Origin of the sequence: Lysobacter oculi, from assembly GCF_003293695.1 — a bacterium.
Lineage (GTDB): Bacteria > Pseudomonadota > Gammaproteobacteria > Xanthomonadales > Xanthomonadaceae > Solilutibacter > Solilutibacter oculi.
Genome location: NZ_CP029556.1, coordinates 1433183 through 1448504 on the forward strand (window position 1 = coordinate 1433183; position 15322 = coordinate 1448504).

Genomic DNA, 15322 nt, shown 5'->3' on the forward strand with positions numbered 1-15322 from the left:
AAATGCTTAGCGATCAGTCCACCTCCTTGCGGGGTCAGTCCGGGGTCAGTCACTTCGATCGAACGCGCTCCGTCTTGGGGCTAGTGATTTATGTCTGCTCTCGGCCGAGGCTGTGTAAAAACTCCCGGGCGCGGTGCTGCCGACGACGATGCAGCCAGTTTGAGCAACCAGCGCTGCAGTAAAAGAACTTGATGCTCAGGCTGCGATGGCCCGCACCATGCCCTCGGTGCCCATGATCTTGATCATCCGCTTCATGTTGTAGGCCAGAACTGCCAGGCTGATCTCCGTTTTGACCTTCGGTAGCGTCTTCGTCAGCAACGGCGTCGTGCCGAGCCATGATTTCAGCGTGCCGAAGACATGTTCCACCGTCTGCCTTCGCACCACCGCTGTTTGCGGCCTGGCATCCAGCAGCATCTGCATTCGTTCGAGCACATGCTCGTGCTCCCATCGTCCGATACGCCTGTAGCTGGCAGTCGTGCACTTCTTCCGGATTGGGCAGCGGGGGCAGGCGGAGGACCAGTACTTGTGCAAGGTCAGCCCTTTCTCCTCTGTCGTAAAGCGGTGGATCGCCCGTTCGCCCGCCGGACATTCGTACTCATCAGCGGCTTCGTCGTAGACGAAATCGCGTTTGTCGAACCGGCCTTCGGCCTTGGCGTTGGATGTCAGAGGCTTGGGTACCAACGGGATGACGCCTGCCTCCTCGCACGCCAGGATCTCCGGGGCACTGAAGTAACCACGGTCCGCCAGCGCCGTCATATGCTCGGCGCCAAGGGCGTCCTTGGCCTTCATCGCCATGCGTGAGAGTTGCGCACGGTCGTGACCGTCGTTTGTCACGTCGTATGCCACGATCAGGTGGTGCTTGGCGTCGACCGCCGCCTGGACGTTGTAGCCCACCGTGCCCGTGCCACGGCCACTTGAGGTCATTGATCTCGCGTCGGGATCCGTCAGCGAGATCTGGTGATCGGGGGTGGCCTCAAGCTGCTTTTCAATCTCGTCGAGCTTCTCCATCTGCGCATGCAGCTTGGCCAGCTTGTCTCTCAGCTGGGGAACGCGGCCCTCTGGCAACAAAGTGGGATCGCGATCTGACCGGTCCAGCTCGGCTAGGTAACGCGCAACGCTGTCCTCCAGTTGTTGCCGGCGCCCCTTGATCTTGCCGACGGTGAAGTTGCGATCCCGACTGTTCACTGCCTTCAGCTTGCTGCCGTCAATCGCGACGATTGCATGCGAGAAGACCTTCATGTTCCGGCACAGCGCGACGAACCGACTGCACACGGCTGTGATCGCGCCGCCGTTGTCCTTGCGGAAGTCGGCGATGGTCTTGAAGTCCGGCGCCAGTCGACCGGTCAGCCAGATCAGCTCCAGGTTCCGTTGCGCCTCCCGTTCCAGGCGCCGGCTGGACTGGATGCGAGTGAGGTAACCGTAGATGTAGATCTTGAGCAGCGCGGCGGGGTGATAGGCAGGACGGCCACCAGCCCCGCGATTGACCGCCTCGAAGCCCAGCGCGCTCAGGTCGAGCGCTTCGACGAAGGCATCGACCACCCGCACCGGGTTGTCTTCGTGGACGTAGTCTTCCAGCCGATCAGGGAGAAGAAGCCCCTGGGAACGATCAACGCCTTCCACAAATCGCTTCATGTAGAGCACCCATCGACCGGTGCTCAGATCATGCCAGTGGAGGCAGGGTTTTCACACAGCCTCGGCCAGAAGCGGACATTGCCCCCTATTCGTTATGCGCCCAACGTGCGAGGTTCTGTTTGATTCTTCCGATGTCTTCCCATGGGTCTTTCCGCCTGCGCTTCAGTCTGGCGGGCACGTCCTTGATCGAGAACGCATTCGCCTTATCTAGCTTAGATAGCTCGCTCCAGGCCAGCGGCAGGGCGACGGGCGCACCGGCGCGCCCCCGCATAGAGTAGGAGGCCACCGCGGTGGCGCCCCGCCCGTTGCGCAGGTAGTCCACAAAGATCCGCTTGTTGCGTTTGCTCTTGGTTGCGGTGGATAGGAAGCGGTCCGGCTCCGAACGGGCCAGCGCGTCGGCGAAAGCGTGCGCGAAGCGCTTGGTAAGATCCCACTCGCACCCCGGATTCAAGGGCACCACCACGTGGAGGCCCTTGCCGCCAGACACGCGCAGGAACGATTCCAGTTCCAGCTGTTCCAGCAGCTTGCGGATGTCCGTCGCCGCCTTCCTGATCTCCGAGAACGGCACGCCCTCACCGGGATCCAGGTCGAACACCACCCGGTCTGCGCGATCGGGATCTTGGGCGTGCGAGCCCCACGGGTGAAACTCCAGCGCGTTGAACTGCACCAGCTCCATCAACCCCGGCAGGTCTTCCACCACCAGGTAATCCGCGTTAGCGCCGGATTCCTCCTTGAGCTTGACGGTGTCCACCCGCTCCAGCCCCGCGGTCAGGTGCTTCTGGAAGAAGCACGGCCGCTCGATGCCCGCCGGGCACCGGATGATGGACAGCGGCCGCCCAGCAATCTCCGGCAACAAGTGGTCGGCCACCGCCAAGTAGTAGTCCCACACGTCTTGCTTCGTGATACGACTGTCGGGGAACAGGATCTTCGTGGGACTGGAGAGCTTGGGCAGATCCGCCGTTGTGGCGCCCTTCTTGCCAGCTTTCGCTGCTGTCTTGCCGGCCTTGGTGGACTTGGTCGCCTTACTGACCTTGGCGGCTTTAGCCAGGCTCGGTGCCTTGGCGGGCTTTTCTGCCCGGTCGCTGTCGGCCAGATCCGCCACGTCCTTGTCGGGGCGAATGGCCTTGAGCGAGGGCTGGCGTAACAGGTCCTGCCGGCCGATGCCGCGAAAAAACACCTCGACCACAAAGCGCGGGGCAAACCAGGTGGCGGTGCGCAAGTCGGTGTCGGTGGTTCCCACGAACGCGGTGGGCTTCTTGCCCCCACGCTTGGCCAGCTTCTTAGTGACCTCGCGCATCAGTTCGTCGTTGAAACCGGTTCCCACACGGCCCACGTAGCGCCAGCCGTGCTCGGCATCCGGCTTGGCCAACAGCAGTGATCCGAACCCGGTTCGGCTGCCCTTCGGAGCGGTGTAGCCCACCACCGCGAATTCATCACTGACCAGCTGCTTGGTCTTGCGCCAATCCTCGCTCCGACCACCGTGGTAAGGACGGTCGGCGCGTTTGGAGATGATGCCTTCGAAGTGGCGATCCCCCGCGAGCTTGAAAGCTGCCTCCCCGTCGCCCTCAATGTGAGAACTGAACGCCAAGTGGGCCGGTGCGTCGTCTAGAAGTTCCTGGAGCAACGCTTTGCGCTCGAGGAGCGGTGCGCCCGAGAGGTCCACCCCGTTGAGGTGGAGCACGTCGAACAGCACATAGGCCAGCTTGCCCTGGCGTTCGCCTGACAGTGTGGACTGGAGCAGGTTGAAGTCCTGCTTGGTGCCTCTGCCGGCGATGAGCTCACCGTCCAGCGCCCCGGACTCGAGGCCCAGCGCTGCAACCGCGTCGCGGATCTCGGGAATCTTCGCGGTCCATTCCAGCGCGTTGCGAGACCACAACCTCACTTCGCCCTTGGCGATGGTGGCCAGGATGCGGTAGCCGTCCCACTTGAGCTCGTGGATCCACTGCTCGCCTTCGGGCGGGGACTCGCCCAGTTTGGCCAGTTGGGGCTCGAACGGCCCTGCGGGGGCGGCGCCCTTTTTGGCCTTGGGCAAAGCGGAGGCTTTCTTCGCCCAATCCTTCTTGCGTCCCTTTTTTGCCGGGACCGCCGTTAGCTTCTTCTTGTTCGTCTTGCCGGAGCCCGCGCGCTTGAGATCCACGGCCGGCGCCTCTGCCACGTCGGCGAGCAGATCGTCGGCCTCCAGCGTGCCGGCGTAGTCGTCCTTGTCTTTGAACAGCAGCCACTGTGGTTGCTTGGCGGGTTTGCCTGAGCGCACCAGATGCCAGCCGCCCTTGAGCTTGGTGCCGAACAGTTCAAAGCGCAGGTGGCCTTTAACGAGTTGCTCTTCGGGATCGCCGTCGGTGGCCCACACGCCGTGATCAAACTGGGCAACGTGCCCGCCGCCGTATTCCCCCTTGGGGATTTCGCCTTGAAAGGTGGCGTAATCGATGGGGTGGTCTTCAACCTCCACCGCCATGCGCTTCACGCTGGGGTCGTAGCTGGGTCCTTTCGGAACCGCCCAGCTCTTTAGGGCGTCGCCCACCTGCAAACGGAAATCGTAATGCCGGCGGCTGGCGTGGTGGAGCTGGACCACGAAGATCGCCCGTTGTCCCTTCGGGACCGCCTTGCCCGGCTCCGGTTCGCGCGTCTTGTCGAAGCTTCGCTTGCGACGGTAGTCGGTCAGGCTCATGGCGTAGGGCTACTTGCCCAGATGCTCGCGAACCGCTTTGGAGGTATTGCCCACCGCCTGGATGACATCTCGCAGCTCCTTCTCGGAGATGCCCAATTCCTTGGTCCAGTATTGGACCTCGTAGTCCTCCCTCAGGTTGATGCGATCCCGGTCTGGGGAACCGGACTTGCTCTTGTTGTCGGACATGGATATTTCTCCTTCGGTGGTGATTCAGGAGGCCTTGCGGGCACTGGATTTCTTGGTGGCCTTGCTGGCTTTCTTTGCGGGCGCTTTGGCCGCTTTAGCCGGGGAATTGGCTTCTGCTTTCTTGGCTGCGCCCTTGGCCGGCGTGCGCTTCTTCGTGTCCAAGCTCTGTTGGAGCAGCGACATGAAGTCCACCACGTTGGTGGCGGCGTCTTCGCGCGGCTCGGGCTCTTCGAACGTGGTGGTGGCGCCGGCGGACTTGATGCGCTTCTTGATGATGTCCGACAGCCGTGATCGGAACTCGTCGTGGTAGTCGGCCGGATTCCATTCGGATGTCATCGAATCTATGAGCTGCTCGGCCATCTCAAGTTCTTTGGGCGCCAGGCGGTAATCGGCCGGCTTGCCCTCGGGAAGCTTGTATTCGTCGAACTCGACCAGCTCTTGCGGGTAGCGCAGGAGGATCAACACCAGCGCGTCCCCGTCCCCGTCGGGCATGACGGCGCACATATACTCCCGCGTGCGTATGACCACACGGGCGATGCCCACCTTTCCTGACTTCTTCAGGGTCTCGCGCAGCAGCACGTAGCCCTTCTCGGCTTTCTTGCCCGGGACCAGGACGTAGGGCTTCTCGAAGTAGCGCAGGTTGATGCTGGACGCGTCCACGAACGTTTCCACGTCCACCGACTCATGCGATTCGGGCGCTGCAGCCGCGATATCCTCTTTCTCGATGACGACGTAGCTGCCTTTGTCATACTCGAAGGCCTTGACGATGTCCTTCCACGGCACTTCTTCGCCAGTGTCCGCGTTCACCCGCTCGAAACGGATGGGCTTTTTATCCCGGGAGTCGAGCATGCGAAAGCTCAGGTCCGTTCGGCGCTCGCCGGACATGAGGGACACGGGAATATTGAGCAGACCGAAGGAAAGCGATCCGGTCCAGATTGGGCGGGCCATGGCAGGCTCCAACGTGTGCGAGCATCACTTGTAGGTCCGGCCGCGTGAAATCGGTGTCACCCCGTCCGCGGATGCTGCGATATGGCAAGCCCGCTCGCGGGGGCTTCCGGTCGTCGGCGCTTGAGTGGGGGAAACTCCGGCGTCATGGTGGATGCACTCGCTGCATCGAGGCAAGGACTGAGCGGCCCCTTCTTTCTCAAGCCGCCCTTGGCAGTAGGCGTCCACGTCACAGAGCTGATGTTCGAAGAGAACTGAAGACACGCCGCCTGGTGGCCGAGGCACCTGCCTTGGCCACCTTGGTCTGTTCAGAGCATCGGCGGATCCGTCTCACGGCCAAAGTGCTTATGCAGGGCCAACGCCTCGAGGAACTGGTTCACCGCCGCGTCTTCGGGCTCGCTCTGAAGCAACAAGCCAGGATCGCCCTCATCCCTCAGCACGCCGGCCCCTTCGACGAACGCGACCGCTTCGCCCAGCGCCAGAATGGTCTTGAGATGGCGGAACTGGTCCTTCACGAACTCCGCCGCCCTCCCATCGCGAGCCCACACCTTCGCTGTTCCCTCGCCGTCAGGAATGATGACCCCGTCGAACAGGACGGACGGCTCGTTCTCAAAGGAGGCGTCCGCATCGATCTCACTGCCATCGGCTGCGGTAAAGATTCCCACGCGTGGTCCCACCAGTCGGCCGACGGCTCCGGCGTCCAGCAAGGCCTGCTGGGCTTCCGCCACCTGGTCGCCGTCGACGCCGTCGGCCACGAAGATGGCGACCTTGCGCGTTGCCACGCCCGTGTTGCCCGGGCGAGCAAACATCGACAACGGCGGGGAAACGTCCACTTCTGCCTTGGGCGGCTTCGGCAGCGCCCGGGGCATGGCATCCGGAAGCGGCATCCCCAGTCCTTCGGCTACCTGCGCCGCCAGCTCTTCCGAGGCATTGCGAAGCATAGAGACCACCCTCTGGCGAATCGCGGGCACTGTCAGCTTCGAGAGCTCGAAGCGGAACGCGGCCGCAATATGCGCTTGCTCCACCGGTGTCTGGCTGTTGAAGAACAGGGCCGCCTGATTGAAGTGCTCGGCGAACTTCTCGGGTTTGCCGCGCACCTCGTCCTGCTCCACCGGCTCAGGGAAGGAGACAAAGCCGGCCGCCCCGGCCTGGAAGGGACAGCCGCCCCCCAACGAGTTCGGCTCGTAGGAGACCTTGCCGCGGTGGATGGCCTGGCGATGCAACCCGTCGCGCTGGTTGTTATGAACTGGTGCGATGGGCGCATTGATCGGAATTTCGTGGAAGTTGGGCCCGCCGAGTCGGCTCAGCTGAGTGTCCACATAGGAGTGAATTCGACCTGCAAGCAAGGGATCATTAGTGAAGTCGATGCCGGGCACCACGTGGGCCGTGCAAAACGCTACCTGCTCTGTCTCGGCGAAGAAGTTGTCGGGATTGCGATTGAGCACCATCCGGCCCAGTGGGGTAATGGGCACGAGTTCTTCCGGGATGATCTTGGTCGCGTCCAGGATGTCGAACGAAAACCGCTCGGCATCTTCTTCCGAGAAGATCTGCACGCCCAATTCCCACTCCGGGTAAGCGCCCGCCTCGATGGCTTCCCACAGGTCGCGGCGGTGGTAGTCCGGGTCGCAGCCCGAGATCTTCACGGCTTCGTCCCAGAGCAAAGCGTGTGTGCCCTGCAGTGGGGTCCAATGGAACTTCACGAAGGACGATTGGCCCTGATCGTTGACGAAGCGGAAAGTGTGAACACCGAAGCCCTGCATCATGCGGTAGCTGCGCGGAATGGCGCGGTCGGACATCAGCCACATCAGCATGTGGGTGGACTCGGGCATCAGCGAGACGAAGTCCCAGAAGGTGTCGTGGGCCGAGGCGGCCTGCGGCATTTGGTGGTGCGGCTCGGGCTTGACCGCATGCACCAGGTCAGGAAACTTCATCGCGTCCTGGATGAAGAACAGGCATATTGTTGCCCACCAGGTCCCAGTTGCCCTCGTCGGTGTAGAACTTCACAGCAAACCCGCGCGCATCGCGCGCGGTGTCCTTACTGCCTCGCTCTCCTCGACCGTAGAGAACCGTACGAAGACTGGCGTGATCTTGCCTGCCTTCTGGAACGGCGCCGCGCGTGTCAGTTTTCGCTGGTTCTTATAGCTAGCTCTCGAAGAAGCCGTGTGCGCCCGAGCCTCGCGCGTGCACGATCCGCTCAGGAATCCGTTCGTGGTCGAAATGCGTGATCTTCTCGCGCAGGATGAAGTCCTTCAGCAGGGCCGGGCCACGCAGGCCTGCCTTGAGCGAGTTCTGGTTGTCGGCGATCGGCACGCCCTGGTTGGTTGTCAGGCGTTGGCCACTGCTGTCCACACGCACGCGATCGAGGGAACCGACAGTCGGATTTGCGCCTTCTTCAGCACGGGTTCCCAGTTTTCTCGGACGTATTGGTCTCCGCCAGGGTGCTGGCCGTCACCAACGAGGACGGCGGAACGATTTGGGTGCCCTCGGGCGGATCCAGCGCCGCTTCGCGCCCGTGCTCGGCTGCTTTGTTCTCGTTGAACGGCATGGCGGCAGCCGTTGCCTCCACCTCCGCGCTCTGCTCAGCTGCCAAGTCATCCGAACCTTGAGGTGGGGCCTTGGACGCGGAACTGTCAGAGTTGCGAGCAGCAGAGGCACTAGCCACGCTCTTCTTGTCTTTTGGGGAGTTCTTGCGTGACGTCGCCATGGGACTGTTTTCCTGTCTGAATTGACAAAACCCCAGCCACCCTCAGGAGGTTGGGGAGTGCGTGAAGATGGTAAAAAGCCCGCCATAAGGCGGGCTTTGCTCACAACATGTCTTCTCGGGCTTGCTCGGCGCGGGCTGCGCCGATTGCGGTCTCGACTTTCTTGACCTCTTCGGGCGGGGGCAGCACGGCTGGCATCCCCAAGCTCTGGATCCACAGCTCCCGGCACCATCCCTTGGTGTGGTAGAGGTGGTGATCTTCGTCCTCCTCCACCTCGTCGTAGGCCGCTTTCAGGACTTGGGCTACCTTGTCATCGGCTGATTCTGCGACCTTGCCGATCAACTCCCAGTTGGAGTGATCCTTGGTCTCCGCTAGAACAACGCATTCGCACGCGACCAGCTCCGCTGCCGCGGGATCGGCGTTCGCCTTTGCCAGCTCAATGGCCGCCACCAGCGAAGCGCCGTTGTGCGCGCAGACTTCACGGCCCGGGCTCATCTCCTCGGTGTCCATCCCGAGCTCGCTGAATACGCGGGTGAGCACTTCCTCGTGGTGCTGGGTCTCTTCCAGGTATTCCTGCCATTCCTCGCGCAGGTCTTCATTGACCGCCGCGCTGATGGCAGTCGTGTAGATCTTGATGCCGCCCCGCTCGGTTTCCAGCGACTGAAGGAGCAATTCCTTGACACCGCTCTGATCGTAACCCTTGCTTGCCATGACTGACTCCGTTAGCTGGGTGAACTAATGAGCGCATCGTGTGCGCCATGGCGCTAACGCAACGTGAAACAAATTTTCACTTCGTCAGCACTCCTTCGCGCCCACCCTGCGAATAACTGGGGAGCAATATGCACAACGGCAATGGCACCTTCTGGAAGCGCAACGGCTTGTCTATCGTCGTGCTGCTCTTCATGCTTGGAACGTGGCTGGGGCAGATCCTGACGGGACACGTTGTATACAACGAAGAACTATCCGACCTCGGCGCGCCACAACTTAGCCTGCTGGAATACCTTGCCAGCGGTCACTTCGTGTCTGCCACGTTTGAGAACTGGGAGAGCGAGTTTCTTCAGATGGGCATGTATGTGCTGCTAAGCGTCTCCCTTCGGCAAAAGGGCTCGGCAGAGTCGCGCCCATTGGATCCCTCGCAAGAAGAGGATCGCGTTGAATATGGACCGACCCCTTGGCCCGTGCGAATTGGCGGAGTCTGGCTGAAGCTCTACGAGCACTCTCTGGCCATCGCGTTTGGTGTGCTCTTCCTGCTCTCGTTCGCACTTCATTTGAATGGCAGTTGGCGCCACGAAAGCGTCCAGCGTCAGCTCGACGGGAAACCTCCTGTTGAACTTTGGGATCACCTGGCTAGCGCCCAGTTCTGGTTCGAGTCCTTTCAGAACTGGCAAAGCGAGTTCCTCGCCGTGGCGGCACTTGTCTTGCTGACCATCTTTCTGCGCCAGAAAGATTCGCCACAGTCCAAGCCGGTCGAAGCACCTCATAGTCAGACCGGGACGTAAGGCGGATATATGCGTCCTGCGCTTCTCATCATCGACATGATCAACCTCTTCGACTTCGATGGGGGCAACCAACTGGGTGTCCACGCGCTCAAAGCGTGCGGCCCTATTGCCACCCTTCGCCAAGCCTTCGCCGACCGCAATTGGCCGGTGCTGTTCGTCAACGACAACTTCATGGACTGGAACCAGGAGTTCACCGACCTCGTCGCGAAGTGCCGGCAGCATCCCGGCCCGTCAAGCGAGATGCCGCCGTGCTGGGGCCTAAGCCGGGGGAATACTACGTGCTCAAGCCGAGGCATTCGGCTTCCTCTGCACGACCCTGCCCGCGATTCTGGCGGACTTGAAGCTTCAGGAGCTTGTGATCACCGGTGTGGCCACCGACTCGTGCGTCTTGGCCACCGTGCAGGATGCCCACATGCGTGGATACAAGGTGCGGGTCCCTCAGGATTGCGTTGCCGCGCAGACCCCTTCCCGATCCACCCGCGCATTGGCACTGATGCGCGAGTCAATGAGCCTGGACACGCGAGGGGCCAAAACCGTCCTGCAGCTTGGCTGCTGAGCAGTAGAGTTTCTTCAGGCGCCCACTTGGATCCACGTGGGCGCGTGGTCACTCGCCTTCTTTTGTAGCCGAACCCATCGGTCCACGCCCGCACCTTCAGCCGCTTGGCGAGCACGGGATTGAGCAGCAAGTGGTCGATGCGCAAACCTCGGTCGCGCTCGGCGTGTTGGCGGAAATAGTCCCAGAAGGTGTAGACCCCGCTGTTCGACCCGTGAATGGTGAGAAGGCTGTCGGTCCACCCTTGCTCCAGCAGCTTGAAAAACGCTTCTCTGGATTCCGGCTGCAAGAGAGCATCCCGCCGCCACCCTTTAGGATCGTAGATGTCTTCGTCGGTCGGCACGACGTTGAAGTCGCCGATGAGGGCTACCGGATGGGGCAGATCCACCAAGTCTTGGCGTGGCGCTGTAGGCGTGCCATCCATTTGAGCTTGTAGTCGAACTTCGGACCCGGCTGGGGATTGCCGTTGGGTAGGTATAGGCAACCCACGACGATGCCCTGGACGGCCGCCTCGATGTAGCGGCTCTGCTCGTCCTTGGGATCCCAAGGCAAGCCCCGCCGGCTCTCCACCGGGTCCTGGCTCTTGGCCAACAACGCGACCCCATTCCAGGACTCTGACCCTGCCAGATGGCGCCATACCCCGCCTCCCGGATGGCGTCTTCCGGAAAAGCACCGTCCAGCGCCTTGAGCTCCTGCAGCCCCACGATGTCCGGCTGCTCCTTCTCCAACCACCCCAGCAGGTGCGCCAAACGGGTGTTGACCCCATTGACGTTGAAGGTGGCGATCTTGAGCGTCTTCTTGCGTGCCATAGGAGTGTTCGACTAAGTAGGCATCAAGGGAAGAACCTCAGTCCACGCCAACCCTTGTAACCGCCCCGTGAACTCTCATGGGTGAGAACACCACGTCGTTTACACGCGGCAAGGACTTCAATGGGTCTAACCCTGAGGAGCACCTCCATGAGAGACCGTAAAGACACGCCCGCACCGGGTGAATCAGTGGACTGCGAGGAAAGCAGTGCCAAGCGCCAGGAGCGCAAGCAGCATGAGAGCGATAACCAGGACCAAGCCCTGGAGGAAACCTTCCCCGCCAGCGACCCGGTGTCTCCCTTCGTGCCTGCCAAGGCCCCGAGTGACCTAAATCCAGCGGCGCTTCCGCCCCAAGAAGACGGAGATGCCCGCCAGGATCAGCATCAAGGCGACCGCGACAGAAAAGCCTCGGACGCCCGTCTTGAAGAACGGCGCCTCGAAATTCATCCCCAGAACGCCACCGATGACGGCCAGCACGCCGACCACCACCGTGACGAAGGTCAGCACTTTCATCGTCTCGTTGGCAGCCAAGGCGGTTTGACTGCTGAACAGCTCGAAGCTGCCCACCACCAAATCCCGGGCGTTCTCCACCATGTCCATGGCGCGTTCGTAGTGAGTGTCTAGGACTCGAAAGTGGCGGTCGGTCAGCTCATCTTCTTCTGGTCGGAAATCCGGGCGCGACAAGGCGGTGAACACGATCCGATGTGGGGCGAGCATCCGCCTCAGGCGGGAAGCGCCCTTCCGGAGCAGCCGAAGTTCGGCCAAGCAATCGCGAGGCTCCGTGGAGAGCACCTCGACTTCCAGTCGCTCAACGGCCAATTCAAAGCGCGACACCGCTTCGAAGTAGGTTCCCAGATGCCAGTCCAGCAGGGCGGCCACAAAGCTGCCGGATCCCAACGCTCCCACCCCACCTTTCGACGCCGTCCCTTGGCGGAACGTTTCCAGGAACTCCACCGGGGTGCGATGCAAGGTAGCCACGAAGTTGGAACCGGCGACGATGGTTAGAACGGTTCCCGTAAACTCGTGACCGGATGTGTCGGCCACCGCCACCACGCGAAGCCAGAAGCATTTTCCGCAGTTCTGCAGTGTGGGATTCGTCTCCGTCCCCAAGTATCCATCCACCGCCGCGGAGGGCAAGGACAAGCGCGTGGCCAGCTTATGGACGTCGTCTTCGCTTGGGTCTTCTAGGTCGACCCATACCAGTTGATCGCTCGACCGCTCCAGTTCCAGCGGTTCATCCGTGCCAATTTCACGGTTTCCTCGTTGGGCGTCAAATAGCATGGCCCGCATTCGCACCTGGCGTTTCTCGGTGACTTCGGTGACGCCTGTCATTCCTTCCTACCTATGTCATCCAGATTGAGGGATTTCTTCATGTCGCCCGATGCCATCGGTTGGCTAGCGTCTGCCATTTTGCTGGCGACGTTGGTGAAGCAGATTCGCAAGCAAGCGACCCAAGACAACGCGGAAGGGGTTTCCCGGTGGCTGTTTCTGGGGCAAATGGCGGCGTCGGTCGGATTCATCGTTTACAGCTGGTTGCTCGACAACTGGGTTTTCATCGCCACCAACAGCCTCATTCTCCTGACAGCCGTCATCGGCCAATGGGTCGTGTGGCGGAAGAAACGAACCGCGGGCTGATCAAGCCCTATCGCCCGTCACTTGCAACTGGTGGGCATCCAGCCCCACAAGGGCATGACGATCTCACGCACCTCGGGCCATAACCTGGTGGAATTGCCGCTAAGATCGTCCCACAACACTTCCATCTCGTTGAAGCCAGCGGGAATGGGGGTCATATCGGGATACGGAAGACACTTGCCGACCCCACCCGACCGGTGGAGAAATTCCACGAGGCGATGAAAGCGCTCAGAATCAAACCGTCCCATCGTTTCACTCCGTCCCGCGCTCCAGAGGCCTCCGCGTGGCCGCGTGAGCATGGGCCACGGATCATCACTACCCTTCCGCCCGTGAAACCTGCGTCACCTTCGCCACGCCTCATGCTTAGGCAGCCTTTTCATGACACTGTAGAACCTAGCCATCCACCCTATTCAGCAGGACGCCATGACGGACCTCGACTGCATCATCATCGGCGGCGGGCCTGCGGGGCTGACCGCAGCCACCTACCTCCGCCGCTTGCATCGTCGCGTGGTCGGGTTCAACGACGGTCGGAGCCGGGCTCGCTGGATCCCGAAAGTATGAATCGCCCCGGGTTTCGTAGACACCTACAAGCCTGAAAGTCCCGCCTGTCGTTCGAACTCTACCGGAGAGACGCCTCCGTTGGAGCCATGCCGGCGCTTCGGGTTGTAGAACATCTCGATGTAGTGGAACACGTCGCTGCGCGCCGCATCCCGGGTCAGGTAAATCTTCCGCTTGATCCGCTCCCGCTTGAGCAACTGGAAGAAGCTCTCCACCACGGCGTTGTCGTGGCAGTTGCCGCGCCGGCTCATGCTGCAGACGATGCCGTGCGCTTTCAGGAACGCCTGCCATTCGGCGCCGGTGAACTGGCTGCCTTGATCCGAGTGCAGCATCAGGCCGGGCGCTGGCTTGCGTCGCCATACCGCTGCCAACAACGCCTGTAGCACCAGGTCGGCATGCATCTGGCTCTGCATTGCCCAGCCAACGACCTGGCGCGAGTACAGATCCAGCACCACCGCCAGGTACAGCCAGCCCTCGTGCGTGCGGATATAGGTGATGTCGGTGACCCAGTGCGTGTTCGGCGCGGCCACGTCGAACTGCCGGTCCAGGTGATTGGGCGCCACCGTCGATACGCGGCCACCGCGAGGCCGCGGGCGACGCCCGTAACCCACTTGTGCCCGCAAGCCTTCGCGCTTCATCAGCCGTGCCACGCGATGCTTGCCGCACTGCTCGCCCAGGTCGCGCAGGTCATCGGTGACCTTGCGGTAACCATAGACCGTACCGCTCTCCAGCCATGCCTGCTTGATCATCCCGAGCAAACGCTGATCCTCGTAATGGCGCTCGCTGTGCGGCCGGTTCTGCCACGCGTAGAAGCCGCTGCGTTGCACGCCGAGCACCCGGCACATGCTGGTCACGCGGAACTGATCGAGATGCGCCTGCATGAACGCGTACTTCGCCCTTACCCCCTGGCAAAGTACGCCGCGGTGAATTCAACCCGTCAATGCAACATGATCAACAATTGCACTGATCGGAGCGAACGATATGGCAAGGATGGGGCGGCCCGGTATGTCTCGGGCCCAGAAGCAAGATTTATGGCGACGATGGAAGGGTGGCCAGTCACTCAGCGGCATTGCCCGATTCTTTGACAAGAATCCAGGTTCGATTTTCGGGGTTCTGGCCGCGCATGGCGGGATCGCGCCGAGGGCGCGGCGTCGATCCGCTCGATCGCTGAGTTTAGTGGACCGCGAAGAGATATCTCGATGCTTGGCTTCTGGCCAGTCGTTTCGCCAGATTGCGCTCAGCCTAGGGCGGCCTACCTCGACGATTAGCCGGGAAGTTGCACGACATGGCGGCCGTGATCGATATCGGGCCGCACATGCCGATGAGGCCGCTTGGGAGGCGGCCCGGAGGCCACAGTCTTGTCGGTTAGCCGATAACCCTCGGCTGCGCTGGTTGGTGGCTTGTAAGCTGGGCCAGCAATGGTCGCCGGAACAGATCGCCGGCTGGCTTAAGCTCAGGTTCCCGCTCAACCAGGCACTGCAGGTGTCGCACGAAACGATCTACCGGAGCTTGTTCATCCAGGCGCGTGGTCTGCTCAAGAAGGAACTCTTGGCGCACTTGCGCACGCGTCGCCGTATGCGCCACTCGAAGCTGGCCATCGCAATGTCTCGCGGCGGGATCATCGACGCGATATCGATTCGGGAGCGCCCGGCGGAGGTCGAAGATCGCGCCGTGCCGGGGCATTGGGAGGGTGATCTGATCACGGGAAGCAACAATTCCCATATCGCGACGCTGGTGGAGCGGCATTCGCGCTTCGTGATGCTGGTGAAGGTCAAGGGTAAGGACACCAATAGCGTCGTCTCGGCGCTGAGCCGGCAAGTGAAAACACTACCAACTGCATTGCGAAAATCTTTGACGTGGGATCGAGGTGGTGAGATGGCTAGCCACAAGAACTTCACCGTGGCGACCGACATCCAGGTCTACTTCTGCGATCCGAAAAGCCCTTGGCAGCGCGGTTCGAACGAAAACACCAATGGTCTGCTGCGGCAGTACTTCCCCGACGGCACGGACCTATCCAGCCATTCGCAGGCATTCTTGAACAAGATCGCCAGACGACTCAACGAAAGGCCCCGTAAGACCTTGGGCTTCCAGACACCAGCCGCTAAGCTGAGCCAAGCCGTTGCGTCGACGGGTTGAACTCA

General features: G+C 61.5%; 13 protein-coding genes and 3 pseudogenes. 5 read left to right on the forward strand and 11 right to left on the reverse strand.

What is annotated here, in order from left to right; all coding sequences use genetic code 11:
• Positions 1-195: 195 nt before the first annotated feature.
• The 8 genes and pseudogenes from DCD74_RS06915 to DCD74_RS06945 form a co-directional block, all read right to left on the reverse strand.
• On the reverse strand, positions 196-1632 hold the full coding sequence (locus DCD74_RS06915; protein WP_112926667.1) for an IS1182 family transposase: 1437 nt from the start codon (positions 1630-1632) through the stop codon (positions 196-198).
• Positions 1633-1717: 85 nt separating this feature from the next.
• Positions 1718-4300: a DNA ligase D gene (ligD, locus tag DCD74_RS06920; RefSeq protein WP_112926668.1), complete on the reverse strand. Its 2583-nt coding sequence runs from the start codon at positions 4298-4300 to the stop codon at positions 1718-1720.
• Positions 4301-4309: 9 nt separating this feature from the next.
• On the reverse strand, positions 4310-4486 hold the full coding sequence (locus tag DCD74_RS06925; RefSeq protein WP_112926669.1) for a DUF3606 domain-containing protein: 177 nt from the start codon (positions 4484-4486) through the stop codon (positions 4310-4312).
• A 24-nt stretch (positions 4487-4510) separates the two neighbouring features.
• Entirely contained in the window at positions 4511-5434 is a 924-nt protein-coding gene (gene ku, locus DCD74_RS06930) for a non-homologous end joining protein Ku (RefSeq protein WP_112926670.1), read from the reverse strand.
• A gap of 305 nt (positions 5435-5739) precedes the next feature.
• Positions 5740-6240 carry a DJ-1/PfpI family protein gene (locus tag DCD74_RS13250; RefSeq protein WP_455430938.1) on the reverse strand — a complete coding sequence of 167 codons (501 nt, stop codon included), beginning with the start codon at positions 6238-6240 and terminating at the stop codon, positions 5740-5742.
• A pseudogene (locus tag DCD74_RS06935) lies at positions 6241-7786 on the reverse strand (catalase); the annotation flags it as partial. It abuts the gene before it with no gap.
• Positions 7787-7823: 37 nt separating this feature from the next.
• A complete protein-coding gene (locus tag DCD74_RS12670; protein WP_162615930.1) occupies positions 7824-8135 on the reverse strand; it encodes a hypothetical protein in 312 nt (103 codons plus the stop codon).
• Between the two features lie 100 nt (positions 8136-8235).
• The gene (locus DCD74_RS06945; RefSeq protein ID WP_112926672.1) at positions 8236-8844 is read right to left on the reverse strand and encodes a spore coat protein; all 609 of its coding nucleotides are present in this window, start codon (positions 8842-8844) and stop codon (positions 8236-8238) included.
• Between the two features lie 128 nt (positions 8845-8972).
• Here DCD74_RS06945 and DCD74_RS06950 point away from each other — a divergent pair, with 128 nt between their 5' ends.
• On the forward strand, positions 8973-9632 hold the full coding sequence (locus DCD74_RS06950) for a DUF6766 family protein (protein WP_112926673.1): 660 nt from the start codon (positions 8973-8975) through the stop codon (positions 9630-9632).
• A 355-nt stretch (positions 9633-9987) separates the two neighbouring features.
• A complete protein-coding gene (locus tag DCD74_RS13180; RefSeq protein ID WP_407072227.1) occupies positions 9988-10188 on the forward strand; it encodes a cysteine hydrolase family protein in 201 nt (66 codons plus the stop codon).
• A gap of 21 nt (positions 10189-10209) precedes the next feature.
• Here DCD74_RS13180 and xth read toward each other — a convergent pair.
• Together xth and DCD74_RS06965 are read right to left on the reverse strand one after the other, a co-directional pair.
• Positions 10210-10994: pseudogene (xth, locus tag DCD74_RS06960) on the reverse strand (exodeoxyribonuclease III); the annotation flags it as partial.
• Between the two features lie 324 nt (positions 10995-11318).
• The gene (locus DCD74_RS06965; RefSeq protein WP_112926675.1) at positions 11319-12323 is read right to left on the reverse strand and encodes a magnesium transporter CorA family protein; all 1005 of its coding nucleotides are present in this window, start codon (positions 12321-12323) and stop codon (positions 11319-11321) included.
• Positions 12324-12362: 39 nt separating this feature from the next.
• On the opposite strand from DCD74_RS06965, the gene DCD74_RS06970 reads away from it, so the two are divergent.
• Positions 12363-12626, forward strand: coding sequence for a hypothetical protein (locus tag DCD74_RS06970; protein WP_112927720.1), 264 nt, complete (start codon positions 12363-12365; stop codon positions 12624-12626).
• 420 nt (positions 12627-13046) lie between these two features.
• Complete coding sequence (locus DCD74_RS06975) at positions 13047-13184, forward strand: FAD-dependent oxidoreductase (RefSeq protein ID WP_112926676.1); 138 nt, start codon at positions 13047-13049, stop codon at positions 13182-13184.
• Between the two features lie 23 nt (positions 13185-13207).
• Here DCD74_RS06975 and DCD74_RS06980 read toward each other — a convergent pair.
• Positions 13208-14104, reverse strand: a pseudogene (locus DCD74_RS06980) (IS3 family transposase); the annotation flags it as partial.
• A gap of 58 nt (positions 14105-14162) precedes the next feature.
• Here DCD74_RS06980 and DCD74_RS06985 point away from each other — a divergent pair.
• Positions 14163-15317 carry an IS30 family transposase gene (locus DCD74_RS06985; protein ID WP_112926677.1) on the forward strand — a complete coding sequence of 385 codons (1155 nt, stop codon included), beginning with the start codon at positions 14163-14165 and terminating at the stop codon, positions 15315-15317.
• Positions 15318-15322 lie beyond the last annotated feature (5 nt).

Coding starts and splice junctions, on each gene's coding strand:
- DCD74_RS06915 (WP_112926667.1), bottom strand. CDS start 1,632: ATGAAGCGATTTGTGGAAGGCGTTGATCGTTCCCAGGGGCTTCTTCTC.
- ligD (WP_112926668.1), bottom strand. CDS start 4,300: ATGAGCCTGACCGACTACCGTCGCAAGCGAAGCTTCGACAAGACGCGC.
- DCD74_RS06925 (WP_112926669.1), bottom strand. CDS start 4,486: ATGTCCGACAACAAGAGCAAGTCCGGTTCCCCAGACCGGGATCGCATC.
- ku (WP_112926670.1), bottom strand. CDS start 5,434: ATGGCCCGCCCAATCTGGACCGGATCGCTTTCCTTCGGTCTGCTCAAT.
- DCD74_RS13250 (WP_455430938.1), bottom strand. CDS start 6,240: ATGTTTGCTCGCCCGGGCAACACGGGCGTGGCAACGCGCAAGGTCGCC.
- DCD74_RS12670 (WP_162615930.1), bottom strand. CDS start 8,135: ATGGCGACGTCACGCAAGAACTCCCCAAAAGACAAGAAGAGCGTGGCT.
- DCD74_RS06945 (WP_112926672.1), bottom strand. CDS start 8,844: ATGGCAAGCAAGGGTTACGATCAGAGCGGTGTCAAGGAATTGCTCCTT.
- DCD74_RS06950 (WP_112926673.1), top strand. CDS start 8,973: ATGCACAACGGCAATGGCACCTTCTGGAAGCGCAACGGCTTGTCTATC.
- DCD74_RS06965 (WP_112926675.1), bottom strand. CDS start 12,323: ATGACAGGCGTCACCGAAGTCACCGAGAAACGCCAGGTGCGAATGCGG.
- DCD74_RS06970 (WP_112927720.1), top strand. CDS start 12,363: ATGTCGCCCGATGCCATCGGTTGGCTAGCGTCTGCCATTTTGCTGGCG.
- DCD74_RS06975 (WP_112926676.1), top strand. CDS start 13,047: ATGACGGACCTCGACTGCATCATCATCGGCGGCGGGCCTGCGGGGCTG.
- DCD74_RS06985 (WP_112926677.1), top strand. CDS start 14,163: ATGGCAAGGATGGGGCGGCCCGGTATGTCTCGGGCCCAGAAGCAAGAT.